At 38.7% G+C, this 24,357-nt stretch carries 20 protein-coding genes, 1 other RNA gene and 1 pseudogene; 1 reads left to right on the forward strand and 21 read right to left on the reverse strand.

The features are described 5' to 3' along the window. Window positions 1-41 precede the first annotated feature (41 nt). The 16 genes and pseudogenes from ACRX5O_RS06255 to ACRX5O_RS06325 form a co-directional block, all read right to left on the reverse strand. Window positions 42-203, reverse strand: a complete 162-nt coding sequence (locus tag ACRX5O_RS06255; protein ID WP_433905144.1) for a hypothetical protein — start codon at window positions 201-203, stop codon at window positions 42-44. 155 nt (window positions 204-358) lie between these two features. Continuing rightward, a complete protein-coding gene (locus ACRX5O_RS06260) occupies window positions 359-1,525 on the reverse strand; it encodes a sialidase family protein (RefSeq protein ID WP_433905145.1) in 1,167 nt (388 codons plus the stop codon). Between the two features lie 302 nt (window positions 1,526-1,827). Next, window positions 1,828-2,832, reverse strand: a complete 1,005-nt coding sequence (gene pdxA, locus ACRX5O_RS06265) for a 4-hydroxythreonine-4-phosphate dehydrogenase PdxA (RefSeq protein ID WP_433905146.1) — start codon at window positions 2,830-2,832, stop codon at window positions 1,828-1,830. Then, entirely contained in the window at window positions 2,780-4,114 is a 1,335-nt protein-coding gene (locus ACRX5O_RS06270) for a four-carbon acid sugar kinase family protein (protein WP_433905147.1), read from the reverse strand. Before ACRX5O_RS06270 ends, pdxA begins: the two co-directional genes overlap by 53 nt. A gap of 9 nt (window positions 4,115-4,123) precedes the next feature. Next, window positions 4,124-5,287, reverse strand: a complete 1,164-nt coding sequence (locus tag ACRX5O_RS06275; RefSeq protein WP_433905148.1) for an iron-containing alcohol dehydrogenase — start codon at window positions 5,285-5,287, stop codon at window positions 4,124-4,126. Between the two features lie 45 nt (window positions 5,288-5,332). After that, on the reverse strand, window positions 5,333-6,232 hold the full coding sequence (dapA, locus tag ACRX5O_RS06280) for a 4-hydroxy-tetrahydrodipicolinate synthase (RefSeq protein ID WP_433905149.1): 900 nt from the start codon (window positions 6,230-6,232) through the stop codon (window positions 5,333-5,335). Between the two features lie 180 nt (window positions 6,233-6,412). Continuing rightward, window positions 6,413-8,176, reverse strand: a complete 1,764-nt coding sequence (locus ACRX5O_RS06285; RefSeq protein ID WP_433905150.1) for a sigma-54-dependent Fis family transcriptional regulator — start codon at window positions 8,174-8,176, stop codon at window positions 6,413-6,415. 240 nt (window positions 8,177-8,416) lie between these two features. Then, window positions 8,417-8,881, reverse strand: coding sequence for a DUF3291 domain-containing protein (locus ACRX5O_RS06290; protein ID WP_433905151.1), 465 nt, complete (start codon window positions 8,879-8,881; stop codon window positions 8,417-8,419). 203 nt (window positions 8,882-9,084) lie between these two features. Continuing rightward, window positions 9,085-10,254 (reverse strand): glucose-1-phosphate adenylyltransferase, encoded by a 1,170-nt coding sequence (locus ACRX5O_RS06295; RefSeq protein ID WP_433905152.1) that lies wholly within the window; start codon window positions 10,252-10,254, stop codon window positions 9,085-9,087. Window positions 10,255-10,881: 627 nt separating this feature from the next. Further along, a complete protein-coding gene (locus ACRX5O_RS25325; protein ID WP_490885380.1) occupies window positions 10,882-11,034 on the reverse strand; it encodes a hypothetical protein in 153 nt (50 codons plus the stop codon). A 239-nt stretch (window positions 11,035-11,273) separates the two neighbouring features. After that, window positions 11,274-12,581 carry a TolB family protein gene (locus ACRX5O_RS06300; protein WP_433905153.1) on the reverse strand — a complete coding sequence of 436 codons (1,308 nt, stop codon included), beginning with the start codon at window positions 12,579-12,581 and terminating at the stop codon, window positions 11,274-11,276. Window positions 12,582-12,595: 14 nt separating this feature from the next. Then, the gene (locus tag ACRX5O_RS06305; RefSeq protein WP_433905154.1) at window positions 12,596-13,024 is read right to left on the reverse strand and encodes a hypothetical protein; all 429 of its coding nucleotides are present in this window, start codon (window positions 13,022-13,024) and stop codon (window positions 12,596-12,598) included. A 259-nt stretch (window positions 13,025-13,283) separates the two neighbouring features. Beyond that, complete coding sequence (locus ACRX5O_RS06310; RefSeq protein ID WP_433905155.1) at window positions 13,284-13,481, reverse strand: hypothetical protein; 198 nt, start codon at window positions 13,479-13,481, stop codon at window positions 13,284-13,286. A gap of 48 nt (window positions 13,482-13,529) precedes the next feature. Next, window positions 13,530-14,412: pseudogene (locus ACRX5O_RS06315) on the reverse strand (TIGR01777 family oxidoreductase). 14 nt (window positions 14,413-14,426) lie between these two features. After that, window positions 14,427-14,816 carry a thiol-disulfide oxidoreductase DCC family protein gene (locus tag ACRX5O_RS06320; RefSeq protein ID WP_433905156.1) on the reverse strand — a complete coding sequence of 130 codons (390 nt, stop codon included), beginning with the start codon at window positions 14,814-14,816 and terminating at the stop codon, window positions 14,427-14,429. Between the two features lie 184 nt (window positions 14,817-15,000). Further along, complete coding sequence (locus ACRX5O_RS06325; RefSeq protein ID WP_433905157.1) at window positions 15,001-16,575, reverse strand: histidine kinase N-terminal 7TM domain-containing diguanylate cyclase; 1,575 nt, start codon at window positions 16,573-16,575, stop codon at window positions 15,001-15,003. Between the two features lie 214 nt (window positions 16,576-16,789). On the opposite strand from ACRX5O_RS06325, the gene ssrS reads away from it, so the two are divergent. Further along, window positions 16,790-16,986: non-coding RNA, 6S RNA (ssrS, locus tag ACRX5O_RS06330), on the forward strand. A gap of 172 nt (window positions 16,987-17,158) precedes the next feature. Here ssrS and ACRX5O_RS06335 read toward each other — a convergent pair. The 5 genes from ACRX5O_RS06335 to ACRX5O_RS06355 form a co-directional block, all read right to left on the reverse strand. Next, a complete protein-coding gene (locus tag ACRX5O_RS06335) occupies window positions 17,159-20,953 on the reverse strand; it encodes a glycoside hydrolase family 30 protein (RefSeq protein ID WP_433905158.1) in 3,795 nt (1,264 codons plus the stop codon). 376 nt (window positions 20,954-21,329) lie between these two features. Further along, a complete protein-coding gene (locus ACRX5O_RS06340; protein WP_433905159.1) occupies window positions 21,330-21,875 on the reverse strand; it encodes a DUF3231 family protein in 546 nt (181 codons plus the stop codon). A 169-nt stretch (window positions 21,876-22,044) separates the two neighbouring features. Next, a complete protein-coding gene (locus ACRX5O_RS06345; RefSeq protein ID WP_433905160.1) occupies window positions 22,045-22,596 on the reverse strand; it encodes a histidine phosphatase family protein in 552 nt (183 codons plus the stop codon). Between the two features lie 31 nt (window positions 22,597-22,627). After that, window positions 22,628-23,506, reverse strand: a complete 879-nt coding sequence (locus ACRX5O_RS06350; RefSeq protein WP_433905161.1) for an alpha/beta fold hydrolase — start codon at window positions 23,504-23,506, stop codon at window positions 22,628-22,630. 128 nt (window positions 23,507-23,634) lie between these two features. Next, window positions 23,635-24,333, reverse strand: a complete 699-nt coding sequence (locus ACRX5O_RS06355; protein WP_433905162.1) for a hypothetical protein — start codon at window positions 24,331-24,333, stop codon at window positions 23,635-23,637. Between the last annotated feature and the right edge of the window lie 24 nt (window positions 24,334-24,357).

A 24,357-nucleotide genomic window follows, 5' to 3' on the forward strand; every position in this document is an offset into this window, starting at 1 on the left:
GGATGACTCATTGCTTTCATATTTTAGACTGTCAAGGTCTCTTAAAGAGCCTGAGCAGCTGTTGAGTTATCATTCCTACTCTCTATTCTTCCCCACGCATCATTGCCTGGATGTGGATCTGGTATGTAAGTAGGATTGTAAGCGATCGCACTACAAACTCTCTGTAGACGCAGCACACGGATGCTAGAGTTATAGTTTGGCAATGGAGTCAGCCACCAAGTCTCGTCCTAGTCAAAGGATTTCCTTCGGTGAATACGATCATCCTCACGGTTACGCTTACAAGCAACCAGATGACCATTATCTTTATGAACTGACCCCATACACTAAATGAGACTATCATTATGTGATCACTTAATCTCTAACTTATTTCTCCAGATGTAGGATTGTAAACCCCTTCATTTTCGCGTTTTTCACCATATATATCTTCAACTGAAAAACTATTATATTTCACACAGATTCTATTCTTATATGCGTATACTAAATGCAAACGTCCTTGTGCATCTTGATAAATAGTAGGATATTCAAATTGTGAATTATTCGTTTTATTCTCTGCTCCAATGAAACCTTCTGCGTGTTCAATAATTCGACCGATTGGCCAAGTATTTCCGCCATCTTCAGACACTGAAACGACTACCGGATTTCTTAATCCAGGCCATGCTACTTTACCTTTTTCAGGATTATTAGCAGAGCTTGCATTATATGCAATAGCAATTGCACCGTTATCCAGTTTGATTGCACTTATACTTGCATTATTATTTGGTAAGATGGTTGGCTCAGGCACTGTCCAAGAATCTCCATAATCCGTTGACTCACTTCTATAAATATAATCCGCAAATCTACTTCTCATAAATGCCACTAAATGACCATCTTCTAATTCGATCACATTGGCATGTACTCGTCCATTACTGTCAGGCATGCGTACTTCTTTCCATGTTTTTCCTTCATCATCTGATACTTGAAATACAGTAGGATCGTTTGTAAGACCTAATTCTGAATCTTCACATACCCACGTGCTAAATATCCATCTACCATTACTTAATACTTGAATGGTTTGTCGAACAAATGTACCAGGCTGGCTAAATAATACTTCTGGTTCCGTCCAATTGTCACCGTTGTCGTATGTTTTCTGATATTTAATAATGGACGTATACTGCATATTATCTTTATCTGGTCGGCGACCTTCCTGAGAAGTATAAATTAACCATACTGATTTATCAGGTGCGTGGAAAAATGATGGGTTTTGCTCACTACGTGTATCATCCTGTGAGATAATTTTCGGTTCATTCCACTCCCCTGATTCATGATTAAATTTTGATAATACAATAGAAATATCGGGGCTACCTTCAAATGACCCTGCAAACCATGCACATAATAAATCTCCATCGTCTAATTTAGTAATGGTTGGTGCATGTGCGGTTGGAAAAGGACCAGATGGAATTAAAGAAAAATCAATATTTGTATACTCATCATGATATAATTTACCGTTTGGAATGGACTGGTTAACGACTAATTTATTATTACTCATACTAATCACCGTAATCACCTTATCTTTCTATCTAAATTCTATCTAAATTACTATATTAACCTCTCGGAGAAATTCTCTAAATAGCTCTCTACAATTAGTAAGGGGTTACATTTTCGTATAAACTTTTCTTTTGAAAAGCTTTGATTAAGATTTTAGGTCCGATACCCATGGTCTGTGTGTTCTCAGGGAACTTAAAATGATTCCTACGTGCGAAATGTCCGAATGATCAATCCACATTGACACGAGAAAATTTTCCTTTAAGCCCCCTTAAAACTCTTTTTACCTAATGGATATCGTAATTCTTATTTGAACACTTCTTTTGGAGACAAATCAGCAGCAGATTGGATGGCTGCAAGCATACTTCTTTCATCCGCTATATTTTTCCCGGCAATATCAAATGCCGTACCATGGTCTACAGAGGTACGAATCACACCACCATTTAAACCAACCGTGATATTCACACCCTCTTCCAAACCTAATACCTTTATTGGCACATGGCCTTGATCATGATAACAGGCAACGACCAGATCAAAATCACCACGAACCGCTCGGAAAAACACAGTGTCTGCAGGGTGTGGACCGCTTACATTTATTCCTTCAGCCATTGCTTGCTCAATTCCTGGAACTAGTTTTTCTTCTTCTTCTCCTTCTCCAAACAAGCCATTTTCACCCGCATGTGGATTAATTCCACAAACCGCGATTCTTGGATTTGTATAGCCCGCACGTGTTAAGGTTTCGTGGGCAAGCTTCACCACTTTATACGTCCGTTCTGGCGTAATAGACTGAACCGCTTTAATCAGGCCCACATGTGTGGTCAAATGGATGACCTTTAATTTGGGTGAAGATAACATCATCGAATAATCCACCGTTTCCGTTAATTCGGCAAGGATTTCGGTATGTCCTGGATATAGATGTCCTCCCTTGTGAAGGGCTTCTTTATTTAATGGTGCGGTACAGATCGATTGAATCTCCCTATTCTTCGCCAGTTCAACAGCCGTCTTCAAATATTGAAAGGCAGCATCTCCCGCTTGTGGTGATAATTCTCCAAAAGGAAGGTCAGCAGGTAGTAAATCCAGATCGATACAATCAATTCTACCATATTCAAATTTGCTTTCAGTTACAGATGCAACCGCTGTAACGGTTAATGGTGATTGAGTGATACGAATGGCTCTTTCGATCATTTTCGCATCACCGATCACAACTGGTCTGCATATTTCGTAAACAGCTGGATGGCCCAAGGCTTTCACGATGATTTCAGGACCCACTCCTGCGGCGTCCCCCATGGTAATCCCTATAATTGGCTTCATCATATTCCCTCCCAAGAAGTTTATAAACGGCTTTCAACATGACTTCCTTTGAGCCAAAGTTCCCAGCCTTAGTGACAATAAATAACTCTTTGTCAGTGGATACCCGACCAAGCGGGATACCAGATTCTACTTCGTCTATTAAAATAAATTCATTCGCATGTAATTGAAGGAAAACTTGCTGAGCGGTATCTCCTCCAGTTAAAAATAAATACTTTAAATCATGAACACGGATCATTTCTGCCGCAAATTCACCTAATACCATTGAAATGATATTACTGATTTTTACCGCATCATACCCCAGTTGCTCTCCAATTTTACGGGTTTCATTCACATTATTCGAAGAGTATAACACTACATTTTTCCCTTGCAAAAAGGACTCTTTAGCTCCAGACAGGATTCGCGTTAATTCCATCGCCTTTACATCTTCGTCCTGCAAAACTTTTGCCGAATCCATTTCCAGTCCAACCGTATCCGAATAGTTCAAAAGATGCTGCAACTGGGACCTCCCTGTTGCACTAACACTGCCAACTACCAAGAGAACAGGTTCACAATGAATAGACAGAGGAAACGTTCTTTGGACTTGTTTCATCCCGTAAATCTCCGGTAAATAATTCATTAAACCGGCAGAACCGACCCAAACGACGGAGAAATCGGTCTGGTGAATCAACTCTACTAACTTTTCCAAATCGGACTCTTGAGCAGAATCAACCGTAATGTAAGAGATCTGATTGTTCTTACAGGTAACCAGTTTGTCCATGATCGTGTCATATCCTTGATGAATCTCTTGGAATGTAATATGCTCAACCTTCCGCTTCGATTGATTCTCTATTAATCTTTTAATCTCTGAATCCCTGACAGGTGTCTTGGGATCTTTTGCCACCTCGGTATTCTCCAATTTAACGGAATTCAGATAATGAACCCCATTGATGACTTTCCGTCCATTCACCGGAAAGGCAGGGGCAATAATCACGAAATCCGGGGAAAAAGAATCATAGATAGCGTTGATTTCCTCCCCAATATTTCCTCTCATGGTCGAATCAATCTTTTTATAAACCAAGTCAACTGGTCCTGATTTTATCGTGTCACATACCTTTTTCACTCTTTCGTAAGCCTCAAACCCGGAAACGGAGCGACTGTCTGTATTGTAAATAACTGCGTCATAGTCATTCATTTTTTCAGAATGTTCCTGAACAACAACTGACACCTTTAAACCAAAACGGACTAGCTGCCCTCCACAATCACTTGCCCCCGTTAAATCATCCGAAATGACTGATATTCTCATAATCTGGAATTATAGCAGCTGGCGATAAATCGCTTCTATATCTGCTAAACTTAATATTTTCGGATTATTATTTAATAAACGGGTGACTTGGGAGGCTGACACAGAAATTTCCGGCACTTCTTCTTCTTTAACACCATAGTTTTTAAGATCTTGAGGGATTTCCAATACATTGGTCCACTCAATGATTTTTTCCACCACTTTTTCTGCCAATTGGCTATTGGAAAGACCTTGAACGCTGATTCCCATAGGTTCAGCAACTAAAGCCAATCGGTCCGTTATCGCATCCATATTGTATTTCATGACATGTGGAAGGAGCATAGAATTTGCCACACCATGAGGAATTTTATATTTTCCTCCTAAAGGATAAGCCAGAGCATGTACGGCTGCGGTTCCTGCACTTGTTAATGCCATCCCACCATACATAGACCCTACCAACATTTTTTCTCTTGCCTCGATCGATTCTCCATTTTGATACGCTTCCACAATGCTTGAAGAGATTAACCGGATCGACTCTAACGCAAACATATCACTGATTGGATTTGCCTTTGTTGAAATAAAGGATTCTAAAGAATGAGTGAAAGCATCCATCCCTGTTGCAGCCGTGATAGGCTTAGGTAATTTTAATGTGAGAACTGGATCAAGAATCACAAGGGTTGGAAGTAAATACTTACTGACAATACCAACCTTTAATTCTTGGTCCGGCAGGGTGACAATCGCATTTGGAGTAACCTCTGCACCGGTTCCGGAAGTGGTTGGAATCAAAATCGTTGGGACCCCTGCTTTCGCCACAAGGTCAGTTCCCAAAAGTTGCTCAACTGAAGCATCGTTTGTTTTTAACACGGAGAGAATTTTTGTCGTATCAAGAACACTTCCCCCGCCAATACCAATCAATACATCGTAATTCTTATTTGACGTTTCTTCAAATACTTGTTCAATGTTCTCTAATGTTGGTTCTGGCAGTATGTTCGTATTCGTATCAGCCGAAATTCCTTTTGCTGCCAATTGACTAACGATTTGTTCGACAAAGCCCAAATCCACCATCGTCGGCTGTGTAATGATCAATGCGGATGTCAGTTCCACTCCTAGTAAATTCAATTTTTCTCCAAGCAACTGGAGCGAGTTTGGTCCTGCTACAATATTCTGTGCGGTTTGAAATTGATAAATCGTTTGCATTTCCATCCACCTTTCTAATTCCGTTATGTTGTCGTTTACCTATCGTTATTTAACCATCGATACGTTTTGTTGTTTATACCATTCCACCATTTCAGCGACCTTTACTAGCGTATCTCCTGAAACTTCAGATACAGGCATTTTTGGCGGTCCTACTGGAACACTATAAAGTTCTACCGCTTTCTTTAATACAGAAGGCAAGGTACCGTATTTAAAGGTGTCACGAAGAGGCTGTAATTTTTCCTGATTTTCCTCCGCCGCTTCTATATTTCCCTCTAACCAGTTGTTGTAAATTGCAACCACCACATCCGGAACCATATTGGCTGTCGCAGCAACTGCTCCTTTTCCACCTGCCTGTAAGGTTTGGAGAATCAAAGAATCTGTACCGGCAAAAACGGAAAAATCTTCATCCTTTGTTGCATGGATGTAATTCTCGATGTTGGCAAAGTTGCCGCTGCTATCTTTGATTCCCACAATATTTGGCACTTTAGCTAGTCGTGCAACGGTTTCGGGCTCAAGATTTACCCCTGTTCTAGCCGGGATATTGTATAGAAGAATCGGCAGGGAAGTACTTTCAGCGACCTTTTCGAAATGAACGGCCATTTCCTCCTGTGATGGTGATATAAAGAACGGAGTAATCAAGGATAAAGCATCCGCGCCCAGCTGCTCCATTTTTTGTGATAAATCAATCGTTTCCTCTGTGCTTATACCACCCGTACCAACGATTACAGGTACTCTTCCTTTTGCTTCCTCGATGACAATCTTAGCAACTTTTAATTTTTCCTCGGTACTCAATGATTGAAATTCCCCGTTTGTTCCAAGAATGAAGAGTCCATGTACACCTGAATCAAGCAGATGGTTTGTTAATTGTCTTGTAACCAATTCGTTGACTTTTTGTTCCATCGTTAATGGAGTCAACATAGCTGGAATGATTCCTTTTAGTTCCATATCCTTACACCTTCTTATTTAATTGTTTATTTTTTAAACAGTTTATTTTTTTTAACAGTTATAATATCGCTTACATTTAGAATTATAGAATACTATGTTTATTTTTACAACTATTTAATTTGGTAAAATTATAAAAACACCAAAACTGTTTAATTTTAAAACAGTTTTGGTGTTTTTTATCTACAGTTCCTTTAATTTTCTCCATAAAGTGGTTCGGTTAATCCCCAGCCTTTCAGCCGTTTTGGTTTGATTCATCCCTTCTTCCAGCCAAACCTGCCTGATGATTCTATGTTCGATTTCCTCTAGAGTACCTGTTAGATCCAGCTGAGCCATTTCCGTTTCCTTTACCTTGTTTTTTAAATTATAATTGATATCTTCTTTTTCAATAAAAGGTCCATTTGCTAACAGCACCGTTTCATTTATCACTTGTTTCAATTGGGTTATGTTTCCCGGCCAGCTATAATTCTCTAACTCCCCAATGGCTTCATTCCGAATCCCGGCAATTTGTTTCCCGTATTTTGTATTGAATTCATTAATAAAAATACGAGCGATATGATCAATATCTTCTTTTCGCTTTGATAACGCAGGAATACTTAAGGTGAATTGGGCCAGCAGATAATACAAATCATATATAAAGGCACCGCTTTCAATCATGGTCAAAATATTTTCACTTGATGAGGCAATCATGCGGGACTTTGGATTATTCTTTATGAGATAGGACATCAATTCCTTCTGATTGGCTAAAGCAATGGAATCGATATTTTTGAGAAAAATCGTTCCATGATCATTAGAGGCAAGCAGGCCTTCTTCTTCACTCAACAACAATTCCCACTGTTCTTCCGTTAAAAGAGAACAATTAATGGTCATTAGGGGAAAGGAACGTTTGGAACTGTGATAATGGATATAATGAGCTAATTTTTCCTTCCCTGTTCCTTTTTCGCCGCTGATCCAGATCGATTCTTCTTTTTCACTATATTTATCGGCTGATTGTATCACCATTTTCATCTGGTTACTTTTTATAAAAGAAGATTTGATCGGACTGGAATTCATCAGTGAAGAAATAATGTTTATACCATCGGAAAGCCTTTTTTGATTGGATTCCACTCTTTGTAATCGAAACAAAACTAGTGATCTTTCAAATCCTTGTAATTTGGTCCCCTTTACCTTCCAAAAGACGTTGTTGTTTTCAATTAAAGTTGTATATTCCCCTTTTGAAATCACTTCTGTTACTGCCTCTTCGATTTTGATTGAAGCCTTAAAGGTTTTATTTAATTGTTCAATGAAATATGTATTGGAGTAGACATGATTGAATGTTGTGTCAAACACCACAAAGCCGTCTTCTTCTTCTTGAAGAATTTGTTGCGCAATCGATAATTTTCTTCTAAGTATGGAAAAATAATTGTGCATTTTTTTAGCATTTTGAAATGCCTTTAGGATGCTTTCTTTTCCCGAAGTAATTAATATTCCATTCAATCCAAGGTTTTCTGCTTCCTTCACGGTAATTACATCACCAATAATGACTTCATATCCCTCTTCAAGCAACTGCTTTAAAGTTGGTTTTACTTCCTCCTCCTTTGAAATAACATAGTGGGAAATATCCATTTCAAGTAGTTGACTAACGGTTGATGCTCCTTCCGATATTGGTGGAAAACCGACAATCGCGGCCTTACCAGGATAGTCTCTTACAAGGGTTAACACTCGGAGCATATCATATCCGGAAACTTCAATTTCAATAACAGGAATGGATACTTTCTTTTGGATGAGTTCTGCCGTTCCCCCACGGCTAATAATAATATCAAACCCCTGATCTGCTGCACGACTGGCGAGCTCAACTCCTTTTTCTAAATCTCCAACCTCTACATGCATTTCAAAATCTTGATTACGTCCTAAATCTATGATTAATTCTTTTAACCCCTCATAGGGGGCAATCGCCAAAACCTTCACTTAACATCACCTTCTGTTGCATTATTAAACAATCTTTTCCTTTACTATACCAGAAATAAATCAAACTGTTTATTTATTAAATCATTTTAGCAAATCACATGGTATGTTCCAAGTTCCACAAAGGTCCACGGGGACGGTTCTCGAATCACGAAGGCTAACCATTTTTTTAGACCATAAAAAAAAGGATGGATAAGCAGGTACTCCTATGCTCGATCTATCCTTTTTTCTTATAAAAACTTCCTACTTAACCGAGCAAGTCTCTCCTTTTTCATCAAATAACTGTTTAAAATCAAACGCAAAAGGAGTGGGTCCATTTTTTATATAATGTTTGTATCTCTTAAAAGCCTCTTCCCAAGAGACATCCTTCAGCTCTTTTGTCCACCACACGACATAGGATAGATGTTGCTCTTGATAAGGCTCCATCCACTTGCTCCTATCCCGTAAGGCTTGGTGATGGCGACCGGAGTATGTAAAACGATACAAAGCTTGGAGGTTTCTCCATACGGTTAGGGTAAGAACCGGATATCCCTCTCCCTTTATTACTTCATCAGGAATGGCGACTCCATCCGATGGAAACGCCTCTATCATTCCTGATCTTGTTGCCTGCCGAAAGATATGAGTTCCCACATCAAAAAAGTCACGAGAGTCCGGGTGTTCATACGGGTGCTGCAACCTGCCAACGGTATAGATCGACACATAGGCCATAAACAACCCCTCCATTTACCAGTTTCTACTTATATATATTTATGTAAGGTGATTCCTCATACTTCGTTTATTTTCTAGAAAAAAGGAGTATTCCCTTCTGAGGGTGAATACTCCTTTCCAGCTTGGTTTGCTAAGTAACTGTTGATATGCATTTACCTCTTCTCAAGTAAAGCTTTTTATTGAACTATGTATTTAAAGGTTCGTTAGATGGCTTTTTCTTTGATTTTTTCATCCTTTTCAATGATTTGGTTCTCTCCAATTAATGTAATATCACTGTATGCTTTCGCTTCCCCAACCATTGCATTTTTTTCAATCACCGTATTGCTTCCAATTACCGCTCGGTTAACCACGGCATTTTCTTCAATTATGGCATTTGGCATAATGACAGAGTCTTTAATGATGGCTCCCTTCCCAATTTTCACCCCGCTAAAGACTACAGAATTTTCTATCTTTCCGAACACTTTACACCCTTCACTCACTAAAGATTGGGTGATAGAAGCAGTCGCATCCATATACAAAGGTGGCTGGGTGGATTCATGTGTATAAATCTTCAAATCTTCATCTAGTAATAATGGATTGGTTTCTGAAGATAGTAAATCCATATTTGCTTCCCAGTAACTTTCAATCGTCCCCACATCCTTCCAGTACCCATCGAACCGATAGCTATACAGCTGACAGTTGTCATTAATCATGGCTGGTATGATATCTTTTCCAAAATCCTTTGATGAGTATGGGTTGGTTTCTTCTTTTACTAAATATTCTTTTAATATTTTCCAATTAAAAATATAGATGCCCATGGAGGCGAGGTTCGATTTTGGTTGCTTTGGTTTTTCTTGAAATTCTACTATCTTCATGGTTTTCGAGTCTATATTCATAATGCCAAAGCGATTGGCCTCGTTCCATGGAACGTTGATCACCGAGATGGTTGCATCTGCTCCTGTAGCTTTATGTTGTTCCAACATTTTGTTGTAATCCATTTTATATATGTGATCCCCAGAAACGATCAAAACAAATTCTGGGTTATGACTCTCGATATATTGTATATTTTGATAAATGGCATGAGCCGTCCCTTCATACCATCTTTCTGTTACATCACACTGATAAGGTGGAAGAATGGTAATTCCATCGTCTCTTCGATTTAAATCCCAGTGTTTGCCATCACCTATGTAATTTTGTAAAATATGAGGTTGATATTGAGTCAATACACCCACAGTACTTATACCAGAATTGCGGCAGTTGCTTAACACAAAATCAATGATCCGATATTTCCCCCCGTAAGGAACGGCAGGTTTTGCAATAGATTGGGTTAATTCTTTTAATCTGGAACCTCTGCCACCTGCTAATAACATAGCGATACATTTTTTACTATTCATATTTACCCCCCTGGTTTTTTTATAAATCTGTAAGACTTCCTGCTAGTGGATGAAAAAGATGAGTTGGAATTAGAAGAAGGATATTACAAGCTTCGGGAAGATGATCGAATTAAAAGCTTGTTAACAATTATGTTCCTCATTCTAACAAACTGTGGGAGTGGACTACATCAAGAAAAAACGACTAATTAAGACTCATTCGACAACATTCTTTGTATATTTTTCCTCATAAGCAATTGCTATCATAAATAATTCAAAAACCCTCTCTGATCTTGTCGAATCTCAATGAAAAAAACTTAAGATATCATGTCAAATTTGTGAACACCCTTTGGAAATTTTTACAAAAAAAGGATCAAAAGAATAAAAAAACACCTTACTAGTATTGGAAAGATGTTTGCTTTAAAATAATTGTCTTCTTATTAATTTTCTGCATACTTATTTGCTATTTAAAAAATGGTGAGCTATGCTTCACCATCATTTTCGTTAATTAATGATAAATTATTCAATTTCGTCACTTGTTTAGAGATTTCTACATTACATCTTTGGCAAATTATCTTCATAAATTAGACCACCCATTGTACAATTAAGAAAAAAACTCACCACAATCTATCAATTAAAAGAATAAAGATATTAGTAATCAAAATAAACAATTAATATAGTCAATAAACTTATGATTGCAGCGATTAGTAAAACTTCTATTTTAGAAGGGATTTTATTTTTCAGTTTGTCTTTTCTATACTTTCCTTGTATTTTTCTATTCATAGATTTTTTGTTTAATTTCATACCCTCTTATCACCAACCGTATACTCCATAATTTAAAATCCATCTACCATTTTTTGTATATACTTCTATATGATAAGAGATAACTCCTTCTTTCAAAAAACTATCGGTAAGTTCAACAAGTGTTCATTATCAACGAACTGGTAATAGAAACCGTTAATAACAAGGAAATCACTTTCTTCAAATAATGATGAACAAAAAGAGCCCCCTTTCTCTATTCCTGAAAGGGGATTTACATTAGTCTATTTTTTTCCTAAACGGCCAAGTATAAATGCAAATATAAATGCCACAATTGACGTCCCTAAGAAAATTGCTGTTAAACCACCGAAGGCCATTCCCACCCATGGATTCATACCAAAAGTTAAAGCAATAGTTATTACTACCCCTACACCAACAAGTGCAAGATTCACTTTTGCAGGCAAATACCTTCTGGAAGTGTGGAAATATGAAAGATAGCTAATTAATAGAATCATAAGCAGGATATAGAGCCCTATTGCAGTTTGACCATTCGCTACATTTGATATAACGGATAGGGAACGGTTAAACTTTGATTCAGGCGGCATGTAGAACGTAACATGGTCTAATTTCTTACTTTGTACGTCTTGGATCATAAATTCATATTTTTCAGGAGAACCCGCCCAGTTCGTATATTCTAGGAAAGCGATTCGGTTCTCTTTGTGAAAAAACACTGGAGCTATAACGGATGTATTCAAATTTGTCATTCTTTCCTTTTTTCCGGACGCAGCATCCATTATAAATAAATCATATTCAAATAATGAGCTGTTTCGTGACTCTTCTGCGATGGATGTATAGGCAAGCTTTGTTCCATCCGGAGAAATCACAGTCGAATAAATCTCAACCGGCAGAAGGCTTGAACCATCAGCAGGACCCTCTGCCCCAGTCTCAAGCGAATAAGAAGTTAATTGTTCCCTACTCCCATTATATAAACTGTAATACACTTGATCCCCGTCCGGCGAGATGGATAGCGCGTTCATCGAAAAGTAGTTCTTATCGGTTAATTGCTTATTGTCTTCACCCGTGATGCTCACAGAGTATAAATCTAGGCCTTCCTTTGTCTCGCCTTCTGCTTTCTTAAAATCCTCCTCAGCGATGGCAGTATAAAAAATAGTGTCCCCTGAAGCAGAGTATACCGCTTCGGATACATGCATATTATTCTCACTCAACCTTTTTTGATTGCTGCCGTCGCGGTGTGCAATCATGAGTGAATTTATGCCATCCGAATCTGAGGAGAGAAATAAAATTCTTTCCCCATCTGGAGAATATTTTGGGCTATGAAGCCTACCCTCCTCTGAATCAACCAGTTTCCGTACATTTTCCCCAGTAACATCAGCCTCATATATAGCTTCATCTCCGTTTGAATAATAGGAAATAAGTACCTTCCCGTCATCCGGCGCGATATCAAAATTAGTTCCAAGTCCAACGAAGAACCTATAAGGATCCTTCTGATTTAAAAAGGTAATTACTAGAGTCGATATAAATAAAATTGCAGCAATGGCGATTAAACTTACTAACGCTCGTTTTTTTCTCATTCTATCTCCTTTGTTTACTTAGTATTTTTTGCTCTTCTTCGCAAAAAAAGGGATGAAAATAACTGTCTGCCAAGTAGATATGCAATGACAGAGATTGGAATCACATATACATCCAGCCACAGGCCATTTTGGTATTGATCAGGGGTTTTCAGTAGTGAATACGACATAAATATCCCTATAAAAAGTGATGGTATCAGAAAAAAAGACCATGGATTTGTCAGCCACTTTGACTTGTATTCAGAGATAACGGCTTCATAAAGAATTTCCGCCACTCCAAATCCGACGGCTACCAGGAACATTCCGGATAAAACAGATTCCAAAGGAGGCCAATTTTCAAACTGTGGATGATAAAACTCCATAGCCGAGTAAGACAATAGAGATAAGAAAGTAGTTACAAAAATTACATTCCACAAATATCTGACAATCTTATAATAAGGAAACATATCTTTTTCAACTCCAGATTCAATTTGCTTTCATATCCGAACGATTGGATGATAAAACTCCATTAATTCTTCAGAGGTAACCCCATCTTTTGCACTCTCTATTTAACTAGTAGAAATCAATAACTATCGCTATAAATTACCTATAATTACAAATAATACCATACTACTATTTAACAAAGCTGCCGCGTTTGTAAAAAAATCTACTGTTCTTATGGAACAATTGCTCATGCGTATCGGTCCCGCAAATCAAAGAGCTTCACTATAAAGTGTCATTGTCGTTCTCATGGTGACTCCATCCATGTTGGTCAATGCTTTCCCAACCTACTTTGTCGCTACCTATAACGAATGCAACAGATAGGGCCTCATAGTCTGCCAGAGGAAGTTCCTTTTGATCGGTAAATGTCGTATACATAACAATGGTTACACCGTCGTAGTTTTCCTTATGAACAATAGACATACAAAAGAACCTTTATGCATGAAATGGACTCCTCTTTAATCATTCTCCTTAGTTCAGAATATCCTGTAAGGTCTTATCAAGGGTTGGGTAGACAAAATTATAGCCTTCGCATTGTAATCGCTCTGGTAGCACCCAACGGCTTTTTAACACTAATTCCGTTTCGGTTTTGATGAGGATAGAACCGATTTCTAACATCCATTTCGGACTAGGTAATCCAAACGGGACTCCCATGGTCTTTCTGAGGGTATTCATGAACTCGTCATTGCTAACAGGGGCTGGAGATGAACAGTTGAACACCCCGCTTAGATCTTTTCTATCTTTTAAAAATAGGACAATTTGGAATAAGTCTTCAACGTGAATCCAACTGAACTTTTGCTTTCCGTTCCCCTGGTTCCCTCCTAGACCGAACTTAACTAAATTTCTATAAGGAGTAATGACTCCACCGTCTTTCCCTAAATGATGGCTATACGTAGTGCAACTTGTCTCGTGTTCTGAAGGTCAAAGGAGAAGAAAGTTTTCTCCCAAGTGGTTGCAACATTACCGAGAAACCCGAACCAATTTCTCCATTTTCTTCCGTCATCGGACGGTCTTCTGCGTGTCGATAAATCGTTGCTGTACTGGAGTTTATCCATGTCTTAGGTGGATTGGTACACACTTGAAGAGATTCTCCAAGAATCGTTGTAGTCTTCACCCTAGAGTTCATGATCTCATTCCTGTTTACCTCGTTGTATCGGCAATTTACTGATTTACCTGCAAGGTTAATTAAGAGTTCAGCATCCTCTAGAGCTTCAACAATGTCTTCCTTGTCTTCCCATGAAATATTCTGTTTTTGTCTCGAGATAATTTTCACTTCGTATCCTTGGTCTTTGAATTTCTTTTGAAAGTATTCGCCAATAAAACCAGTACCCCCGGCTATAACCACTTTTTTCATAGGACTCTCCCTTTCTATAAAAAGCGTTTTCTTATTTCTGGTGACGGTAGCATGCAATGATCCTTTTTTCCGAACCATTTGTATCTGTTCTTGGCAAGGATATCGTAAAAATAGTCACGTATGGGTTTTGGTATGATCGAAAGTACGTATAAGAGATTCCAACTACCTGATAAGTGCTTGCTGATTTGAAGAGCTGCTGCAGACTTAAAGGAACACTTATCGTCACTAACTAAGATCAGGCTGTCAATATGATCAGGCACTTGGTACTTTCTTTTTATCTCTTGCCCTATTTCACTTTGTAGCGAGGTGAATTTGTATACGGCATTTTTATCTCTTTTGATGATGAATTGAACGCTATGATCACAAAAGTTACATTCTCCATCGAACAAAATAATGTTGTTCATCCCCTCACCTCTTTTCAATATAAGGATAACTTTGGTTTATAGGGTTTATAGGGTTTATAGGGTTTATAGGGTTTATAGGGTTTATAGGAATATTTTAACATAAAAGAAAAATGCCAAGTGAATATAATCACTTAGCATTCCTCTAATAGCTATATGGCTTCAAATAGATTCTTCTTCCTAATGCTCAATTTCGCACAAGCGAGTGTTCTACATACACCTGAACCTGATTCCGTCCGTTCTCTTTCGCCAAATACAAGGCTTTGTCCGCTTGATTCAGTAGCTGATATAGCGTCTGTCCCGTCTCATTCGTTGCTTCAGCCACTCCCATGCTGATCGTAACAGGAATGTCTCCTTCGTTCCATTTTAGCGGGTGAGCTTCTATATAGCCCCGGATTTTATTCGCGAACACTTCCCCTTCTAAGCTTGTCCGCCCCTTGAGTGCAAAGACAAACTCCTCCCCGCCATATCGGGCACAGATGTCTCCTTCCTGTAATTGGGTTTGGCAAGCCTTTGCGACATGAATCAGTAATTGATCACCCACATGATGTCCATAGGTGTCATTTACTTTTTTAAAATAGTCAATATCCATTAAGATTACGGTAAAATCAACCGATTCTTTCATGGCTGTTGCAAAGTCCAGTTCGCTTTTTTGGAAAAACGCACGTCGATTATATATTTGTGTGAGTTCATCATAATACGCTTGGTGCTCCAACTGAACCTGCAGTCTTTTGACCTCAGTTATATCGGTAAAAATAATCAATAATCCGTTTTGATTTTTCGAATTCTGCAACAAGGAGGTACGTACCTGATAGATTCGCTTGGAATTCTCGGCAGAAGGTACCTCGATTTCCTGATGAAGCTCGGTCGTGTCTAGTTTAAAAGGAATCAATGTTCCCGACAGGCCCTGCCAAACCTGTTCAAGATCGTTCCCAAACATGGATTGATTCAATGAAGGAAACATCTTTTTACAGGCTGTGTTGAACTCTATTAATCTATTGGAATCATCCAACACCATAACCCCATCATTAATGCTATTAAAGATCTCATCTTTTGCAATGGGCATAATCGTAAATAGTCGTGAGGAGCTTATGGCCCATAAATAAAAGAGCGTCGCAAGCCATCTGACCATTGGTACGGGGTCCACCCCTGGAGGTGTTAATCCAATCAGATAAACAAAAGCAGTGATCATCGGAACTAATTGCCCACACATTAGAGCGATCAATTGGGGCCGATACGTTTTATCTGTTTCCTTCCAATGAGCAAGTATGAGGACAAATCCCGCAAACAAGCAAGAGAAGGTGAAAATGCCATGAACCACATACCATCGGCCGATCTCCAAATGAATATAAGGCGCTCCGAGCGTTAGATCGATTTCGAACACGCGATAATGAAGATGATGCCAATCATTCGTAGCGACCATTACTAAGGTAATAAAAGGAATGATCAGAAAAGCGATGATCCTTTTTTTAGTGATTTTCATGCCCAAAAACTGCATCGTAAACAATAAGCTCAAAGGTGGAGAAAATGGCATGCCCACATATTGAATCGTCGTCCAAAACTTTAATTGTTCAACAGTCGTACCCATCATGCCAAAGGCAGCACCTAAACAATAGATCGTAGTGGCTGCTGTATAAAATAGAAACAATTTGGCAATTTCCGTATATTTATGACGATTAAAAAACACATAAAAAAATAGAAACAAATTTAATACACTGGATGTAGCAATAAGAGTGATATAAGCCGTTAATTCCGAATTCACTAGTGTACCTCTTAGAAAAGTATTTTCCCTATAATGTAGCACAAAAGAATCATAAAAGGCGTAACTTTTTATAATCCTGTTGAAAGAATGTATCCAGTTAAACTCTGATTACGGGACTTTAGGATGATCTTTCACGCAATTTCAAGAGAAAGTTTGAGGATGTATGGGGAAGGATTACCATTGATTAAGGAGACCATTAATAGTAATATAAGTACATCAGCTGCATTGTTCGTATTCATAATAAAGTTTTAACCTTTAAGCTGTAATAGGGAGTTTAACATCGAAACACGAATGACAAGTCTCCGTCTATAGGACAAGGAGGACAGGCAGGAATGTTTTTGCGAACACCCACTTTGAGGAGTGGTGGTTTAAAACTTTCTTATATCTTTATACGGCAAATGCGGCAGATACATATAGTAAAAACACACCAGTTTCCCTTGGAAGCTGGTTTTTTGTTGTCTAAAAATATTGGGCAGCTAGTGGTGAGTTTTTGAGAATACAAACAAATTCCTCCGCAACCTTACAAATAAAACAAAAAAATGGGGACAGTGTACCTGTACCCATGACCCAACCTCAACCTAATCTATTGTATTTCCATTAATCCCCCAACCGCTTCCTGCAAAGAACTTCTAGCACCCACCACTTCATCTAACGTGCTCTGTGGATTTTTCAATACTTCTTTTGCACTTTGAAGGGATTTGTGGAATGTTTTCCAACTGTCTTCGGTGTATTTCTTTTGTTCTAGATCTGTATTGGCGTTATATAACTCTTCTAATTTTGTTTTATTGACTTCTACTTTATTTCTGCCTATGATCACATCGATCCCGTCTAGAACAAACGTGCCACCTTTAACCACGATTTTTGCCGTGTGATTCGTATCTTTCAGTCCTCGGAGGTTATACGATGTTTGTCGATCTCCTTTTGAATAGATTCTTACATTTTCATCGATTAATTGGTCGTTTACATACACATCAATCAATGCATCCGGAGTGGCACCAAATAAGTTAAAGCCTGATCCTTCAAAATTGAAAATCATACTGCTGTTTGGAACAAAGGTAGGAGTATGGTAGATATTGGCCCCTCTGTAATCCATAAAGCTTTCTTTTCTTTCGTTATCTTTTAGGGACACCTTCAACGTGTGAGGCTTTTCTTCCAACCCTCTTACCGAATAACGGATGCCCGTGCCAGAATCAACCGCAAAGTTACCCATATCGGTACCGTCCAGTTCAAAATTATAAAGAGATTTCTCTCCTGTCCCTGCTAAGTAATCGATCCCGCTTCCCGTAAAGTTAATAACAATATACGGATCATCCGCAAAGCTGGCCCACGCATTCGTAGAATTGGAGCCCCAGGACGTATTCTTTCTAAAGGCATACACGGTATTTTCTTCGTTGCCAATTAGTGATTCATCAGATATTTTAACGATCTCACTCGGTCCTAACTTCTTCACAGCTAAGACAGGGTCGCTCGTTTCGATCTCAGCCTTGGTGAGACTAATATACTTTTCTTTTGATACGACTTTCAGAGTATGAGCCTTATCCTCTAGGTCCTTAGCAGACCATACCATCTGAGTGATGCTGCTATTATTCACGTAGTTGGCCTCACCAACTAACACACCATCCAAATACACATCCGCCTTACCGTTAGATGGATTGGTTTCTCCAAATAATCTGATCTCCGTTCCTTTAAATGGAATTTCAAACGAAGTCCCTACTCCTCCCCAAGCGTTCGAGCTGTTGGATGACCAGCCGCTTGAGTAAAAGACTTTATTGAGCGTTCCTTGTACAGTGGTAGTATCTCTGTGACCAACCGTTACGCCGTTCCAAACCGGAACATCCGTTTTGGCGGTCATTTGTGTACGGTTAAAATGAGCGTAACCAGCTTGAGTGTAGTCCCACTTTCCAACAAATCCAATCGGGTTCAAGGAATCTAAAGTTTGTAAGGCCTCTTCCTCTGAGCTGTATTTCTTTCCTTGGGCACTGTCGATTTTCAGAGATTCATAAGTATACCCTTTAATCGGGTCTACACGAAGATTATCATATAGAGTTTCATAATAACCAGATCCGATAACGACTCTTCCGGACATCACAGTGGAATCCTCGTCTGTATACGAAGCAATTTCTACCCCGTCCACATAAAGTGTAAACTCATTTTCCTTCGCTTCAAAGGCTAGATTATGCCAGAGCTTGTTATCAAAGCCTTCGAGTGTTCCGCTTTTCACCACTTTTCCAAGCTTCAAGATTTCGTAATTTCCATTGGAAAAAACACGTGCATTGTACGGTGCGTAGGAATCTGTTCCGCCCGCCTTCATTTGTCGAACGCCAATTAACGCGTAATTGCTTCTTCCAGCAACCTCAGGTGTATGGGTATCTAGTAAAAAGTCATACGATGCTTTGTAATTGACCCAGCGATGATCACCTAGAGTCGTGTTAGGGTTGCTGTTAGAGGCGGATCCATCTGTTCCTCCCCAAACGGCCCAATCGGCCCCGATAATGTCATGAGTCATTTTCTGCTGTAGCATATTTCCGTGAGCCTTTGCATCTGGAATACCAAGATTTGCACGTTCGACACTGCCACTTGTGACTGGTTGGGTTGCTGTTTTCACCACTTCAAAAGCAGCCAGCTGATCGGTCGTATATCGTGGGGTTCCTCCTCGACGATCCACATAGTCTCTGCCTTTTTCATCTTTTGGATAATTTTTGTATTCAAAATCATCCGTATACGGCAATGGAAGGATGGTATCCTTTGATACATCTACTGGATCTGATTCGTATTCAAAGCCTTCAATTTCTGATTCCTTATCTAATGTGGAGATGGTCACAATGGAGTAAGGTTTCACTTCCACCTCATATTCTCCATTTTCCGGTTGAATGACCTTCACCTTCTTGAACCAGTTCGCATCAATTGCTTCTCCCTCATCTGGTCCACGCGTTTCCCAAACGTAGACAGGTGCGTTCTCTTTCCCATCTAAATTTTTCGTGGTGATCTTATATTTTCGAGTCTCTTTTGTGTTGTTGGCAAAAACGGTGCTGTAGTCATCGGTCTCAGGATTTTTTAAGGTTAAATAGTTATGAGTACTCGAATCCACATCTACTCCGCCATCAAAAAATGCTCCATCGCTATAGGTGGCACCTTTTATATACTGCCAGCGCTCGTTCTCAGGTGTGGTGTGATCATCATAGCCAACAAAATTCATGACATGACGAACGCCTTGTAATCCACCATCCACCTCGTAAAAACCAGACCACGGGTCATACGCACTGATTAAATGCTTCGGATTATAGGCGGACCCTTCATAAAAGGCAGCAACGGATGGTTGGAAATCAAAGGAAACCGCGTTAAGTGGGTTACTTCCTGCTCCTGTCCAGGAATACACCGAAATAATACGTGACGTGACATCGATAATTCCTGCCTTGCCTCCTAGTCCTTTATACTGCGGCTCCATATTGTCGCGGTAACGCGCATTGATCATCGGGGCAATCCCTTCAGACACCCAATTTTCTTTTGGATGCTTGCCTTCAGCAATTAATTTGTTTTGTAACTGAGTTAATTCATTCGAGCCTGTGAGTCCATAATGAGAACTGATTACATCAATTTCATCGATTAAATCGGGATTATTAAGAAGTGTCCGGCTAATGGTTGATGTGTCTCGGTATCCGTCAGCGGCTACTATTTTGATATCTTTATAGTCTGAGTCATAATTTGGCTCTTCTTTAATTTTGGTAGTAAAATATTTTAGCCATTCAACCTCATTTTTTCCATTATTATTTTGGGCTCGCTCATTTTGAGAAATCCCGACATAATCTAGTTTAAAACCATATTCCTTATACACCGCATCAATCGTTTGTTTATACCACTGGTAGCGATTCTCGTATTCCTTATTTGCTGCCCCATTCCACGTCCAGCGTGGTTCCCCCCATCGTAAAATTTCGACCGTAATATCAGGGTTAATCGATTTGGCATCGGCTGCAAATTGGAAGCCCGCTCCTCTAAGAACATTCGCTGGTTCATCCGCATAACGCATCGTGGCTGGTTCCGTTCCAGATGAGGAATTCACATCTGCCCCCAACTCCACTTTGACATGTGTGAGTCCCGCCCCGGTATCTTTATTAAAAAGCTTATGCATCATTTCCCAGTATTCCTCTGGATGCTCTTCCTTGTAGTCGAGCATGAGACGTGAGGTATTATTGGCCGTTACGGTCCCAAACCCTTTAAACCGATTGTATTTATCTACATTGTCACCGTCAATCGTGATGGTTTTTGTCGTCACTTCCGCTTTAGTTTCAATGGTATCCACAAACGTAACAGACCCAAACAGCATGGAAGATACGCAGATACTTCCGATGATTTTTTTAAACGTTTTTCTTTTTCTGGTCATGTTTATACTCTTCCCTTCCCTTCGTACAAAAAATTAAGTTGCCTAAAGGTCGTTCTAAGAAGATGTCATCAGGTGCAAATCACTAAGTACTGGTTCCCTCCTTTTCACTGAATGTTATGTTAGCTAGATGAGGTGTGCCTCATTAGGTCTAACCGTGTTTGGCCGTAATCTTTTTTTATTTATCGAAATGTTAGCGTTTTCATTATTTCATAGGTGGGTTGGATGTTTATAATAATTTATTGACTACCTTCCCTCTTTTTTTGACCTTTTCCCATTCTAATAAATAGTAGGAAACACAAAAACCCGTTCTTTAACAGAACAGGCTTCAAGTCATTTATTTCTTTGTAAAAACATTTAAATGAACTTAGGATAGGTATTAATTCAGGGAACCAGGTGGAAGGTAAAACGGTGGTACTCTAATCCAACCGCGCTTACGCATTAAATGTTTCAGTCTAGTAGCAAATGCAAATTTTTCAGCTTGAAACTGAATAAACATTAAACCAACATCTGAACGTATGGATTCGGTAGCAGCAGTTGCAGCTTGCAAAATTAAACTAACAATTTTTAAGGATAATTCGTTTGCAAGTACATCATCTGTTAATTTAACACCAAGAGGAATACTATTAGGATCTGATTTTGGCATATCTTCCGGAGCAGGAGGTAACGGAACCCCTTCTTTATTCAGAAAATCATGGAGTCTTTGCCTTTGACTGTTCCCTAATTTCATATCTTCTTCAAGAATTGCTTTTAGTTCCGCATCGGATGTCGTATTGATCCCTGCTTGAACAGTTACTTTGGCTAATTCAAGGCCAGATAAGTAAATCCAACATGCCATCACTTCTCCCACATGAAGAGGTTGGTCTTTGTCTTGGTCTAATTGTGATTTCATAGTATCCATGATGGTTTCTATTATATTTAACATGCCATTCCCTCCTGAACTCATTACATTATCCATAATTTGTGTCATTTAATTCATTAATATTCAGGGGGATTGATATCTAAATGATATAAAGCTAATACTAAAAAAGATTTCCGTACTTTAATGAACTTAATTGATCTTCTTAAGGCAACAGATTCTGGATAAGATTTGACTAATTAGATGGTTTATCTTCTTTCCATACTCGTTTAATCTCCACACCATTCTCAGTCCAATTTATTTGAAAAACATCAGGATTACTAAGATTTTTCCAATCCTCAAAACCAAATTCATTATGATAATATTTTAAAAGTAACGTTATAATATTTCCATGACTAACAATTATCGTGTTTTCTGACTCATTCACTTCTTCTGCCACACTTACGATTCGATTCATCGCTTCTTGGCTTGACTCTCCTCCTTCAAACTTTACATCTAAGTTATTAAATGTTTCCCGGAGTTTTTCATACCAGTCTGGTAAATCCTTCGTGCTTAGGATGCGTTCTGATAGACGTTCATCCATCTCTATTTTTATCTCTCTTTCTTCACTTAGAGGTTGTACGGATTGAACGGCTCGTAAAAATGGACTAACAATCATCCGGTCTATCTTCGTGTGTCTAAAGAAATCAACTAAATACTTTGCCTGTTCGAATCCTTTATCTGTTAATGAAGACCCAGAAGGCTGCCCTTTTGCTTCACAATGTCTAATAACATAAATTTTTTTCAAAATAAAATTCCTCCTTATATTGTGATAGAACCTAAAGGAATGAATGAACCTGTTCAATAAATAGTTCTGGCTCTTCCATATAAGGAAAATGAGCACTTTTGCTAAAGAGTACGAACTTGCTGTTGTTGAGCTGCCTATGTATTAGGGTAGAAATGGGCATTCCAGAATTTCTATCGTGAACCCCAGTGATGATTAAAATCTCATGCTTAATTTCTATTAATCTCTCATATAAAGGAATAGTAGGCGGGTTATTCTGAAGGACCTTTAACATATGACCCGTATTGGTCAAGTTACTATCCTTTGTTAAGCGTCTGTATTCTTTGGCGAGTGATTGATCCTCAAAAAGCAAACGGTCAACCGTGGCTGTATCAGCTGCCTTCCAAAGTCGTACATATTTTTCTTCTAGCGTACCCGGTTCTCCCAGGGTGCGTTCGATATCTGAAATAAATGAAGAATCCGCAATGGACATAAAACCTGACATTTGAATAAGGTATTGAGTTTTCAATCCTATTAAACTAGGACCAGAAAGAATCACTTTATTTATTTTGTTTGGTAATGCATGAGTTATTTCTAGTGCTAGCTCTCCTCCAAATGAATAACCCAATAAGTCCACCTTCTCAACACCGAGCCAGTGATGGATTTCCTTAAAATCATGTATTAAATCATTAAAGGTAAAGGCATCTTCGGAATCAGGACTGCCGCTTCTACCGCAGCCACGTTGCTCATAATAAATGACCGTTCTATTTTTGGATAATTGTGGCCCTATTGTACGTTCAAAAGAATAAACATTCCCTCCAGGACCTCCGTGTATAATCACCAAAGGAGTTGTATGGTGTACTGCCCCGTCGATTCTAATCCAGTGATCTACTCCATTAATGTTTTGCTTATATTCTCCATTTTTTATTATCATAGCTTCTCTCTATTATTATAAAATCGTCCAAAGTATCGTGATAGGAATATTTTAACATAATTGAAACAAAGGGCTGATCAAACAAAAATAGGACAGTTCACCTGTCCCCATGACCTATTTAGACCCATTTATAACTCATATTCGATAATATCCCTAATCTGTTTATTTCCTACTACACCAGAACGAAATGTGTTGGATTCTGGCCAATAGACTTCTCTAAAAGTAACCCCATTGTTAAGTTCAATTTCTATAAAAACACGACTTCCATCCTGTTGTCCGGTTAGGTTGAGTGTTTCAATATCTTCTAATTTTAAATTAGCCCATTCATTGAGGAAGTTATCCTTAGAAGATTGGGAGAAAGTATGGATGCGACTTCCATCTTCAGTACTTTCAAAGTATATATTTTTCACTAATTTTTCCAATGGGTAAAGTTCGCCAGCTGTTTTTGCCTTCTTGTTTGTATCAACTATATATACCTTATCATTTGCAGTAATAGCAAGTGTAGATGGATATCCTTTCATTTCATAAATGGCTGTACCTTCTTCTAGATAAGTGGCATCTCCATTTACCATCTGATGATTACTACAAGCACGATCAGCCATTGTATAGGTCACTTCACCAAGTTTTTTCCCCTTTTCAATGGTAATAGAAGTATCCTCGTCAGCAGGCTCCGGGAAATGATGTTGATATTTTATATCTTGAATCATGATCATATCAACCCACTCAATTTCACCATCAGGACATCCTTGATTTGACTGTACATTACTACAAGAGCTGAGAAGGATAGTAAATAATGTAATTATGACCAACCTCTTTAGTATCTTCATGGTTAGCCTCCCACTAAAAATTTC

Origin of the sequence: Robertmurraya mesotrionivorans, from assembly GCF_050971805.1 — a bacterium.
Classification (GTDB): domain Bacteria; phylum Bacillota; class Bacilli; order Bacillales; family Cytobacillaceae; genus Robertmurraya_A.

What these genes read in the sequence shown, in the direction of transcription:
- ACRX5O_RS06260 (WP_433905145.1), bottom strand. Translation starts at nt 1,525, where the DNA reads ATGAGTAATAATAAATTAGTCGTTAACCAGTCCATTCCAAACGGTAAA.
- ACRX5O_RS06335 (WP_433905158.1), bottom strand. Translation starts at nt 20,953, where the DNA reads ATGACCAGAAAAAGAAAAACGTTTAAAAAAATCATCGGAAGTATCTGC.
- ACRX5O_RS06350 (WP_433905161.1), bottom strand. Translation starts at nt 23,506, where the DNA reads ATGATAATAAAAAATGGAGAATATAAGCAAAACATTAATGGAGTAGAT.
- pdxA (WP_433905146.1), bottom strand. Translation starts at nt 2,832, where the DNA reads ATGAAGCCAATTATAGGGATTACCATGGGGGACGCCGCAGGAGTGGGT.
- ACRX5O_RS06295 (WP_433905152.1), bottom strand. Translation starts at nt 10,254, where the DNA reads ATGAATAGTAAAAAATGTATCGCTATGTTATTAGCAGGTGGCAGAGGT.
- ACRX5O_RS06290 (WP_433905151.1), bottom strand. Translation starts at nt 8,881, where the DNA reads ATGGCCTATGTGTCGATCTATACCGTTGGCAGGTTGCAGCACCCGTAT.
- ACRX5O_RS25325 (WP_490885380.1), bottom strand. Translation starts at nt 11,034, where the DNA reads ATGAAATTAAACAAAAAATCTATGAATAGAAAAATACAAGGAAAGTAT.
- ACRX5O_RS06275 (WP_433905148.1), bottom strand. Translation starts at nt 5,287, where the DNA reads ATGCAAACGATTTATCAATTTCAAACCGCACAGAATATTGTAGCAGGA.
- ACRX5O_RS06305 (WP_433905154.1), bottom strand. Translation starts at nt 13,024, where the DNA reads ATGTTTCCTTATTATAAGATTGTCAGATATTTGTGGAATGTAATTTTT.
- ACRX5O_RS06355 (WP_433905162.1), bottom strand. Translation starts at nt 24,333, where the DNA reads ATGAAGATACTAAAGAGGTTGGTCATAATTACATTATTTACTATCCTT.
- ACRX5O_RS06300 (WP_433905153.1), bottom strand. Translation starts at nt 12,581, where the DNA reads ATGAGAAAAAAACGAGCGTTAGTAAGTTTAATCGCCATTGCTGCAATT.
- ACRX5O_RS06270 (WP_433905147.1), bottom strand. Translation starts at nt 4,114, where the DNA reads ATGAGAATATCAGTCATTTCGGATGATTTAACGGGGGCAAGTGATTGT.
- ACRX5O_RS06310 (WP_433905155.1), bottom strand. Translation starts at nt 13,481, where the DNA reads ATGTCTATTGTTCATAAGGAAAACTACGACGGTGTAACCATTGTTATG.
- ACRX5O_RS06340 (WP_433905159.1), bottom strand. Translation starts at nt 21,875, where the DNA reads ATGTTAAATATAATAGAAACCATCATGGATACTATGAAATCACAATTA.
- dapA (WP_433905149.1), bottom strand. Translation starts at nt 6,232, where the DNA reads ATGGAACTAAAAGGAATCATTCCAGCTATGTTGACTCCATTAACGATG.
- ACRX5O_RS06320 (WP_433905156.1), bottom strand. Translation starts at nt 14,816, where the DNA reads ATGAACAACATTATTTTGTTCGATGGAGAATGTAACTTTTGTGATCAT.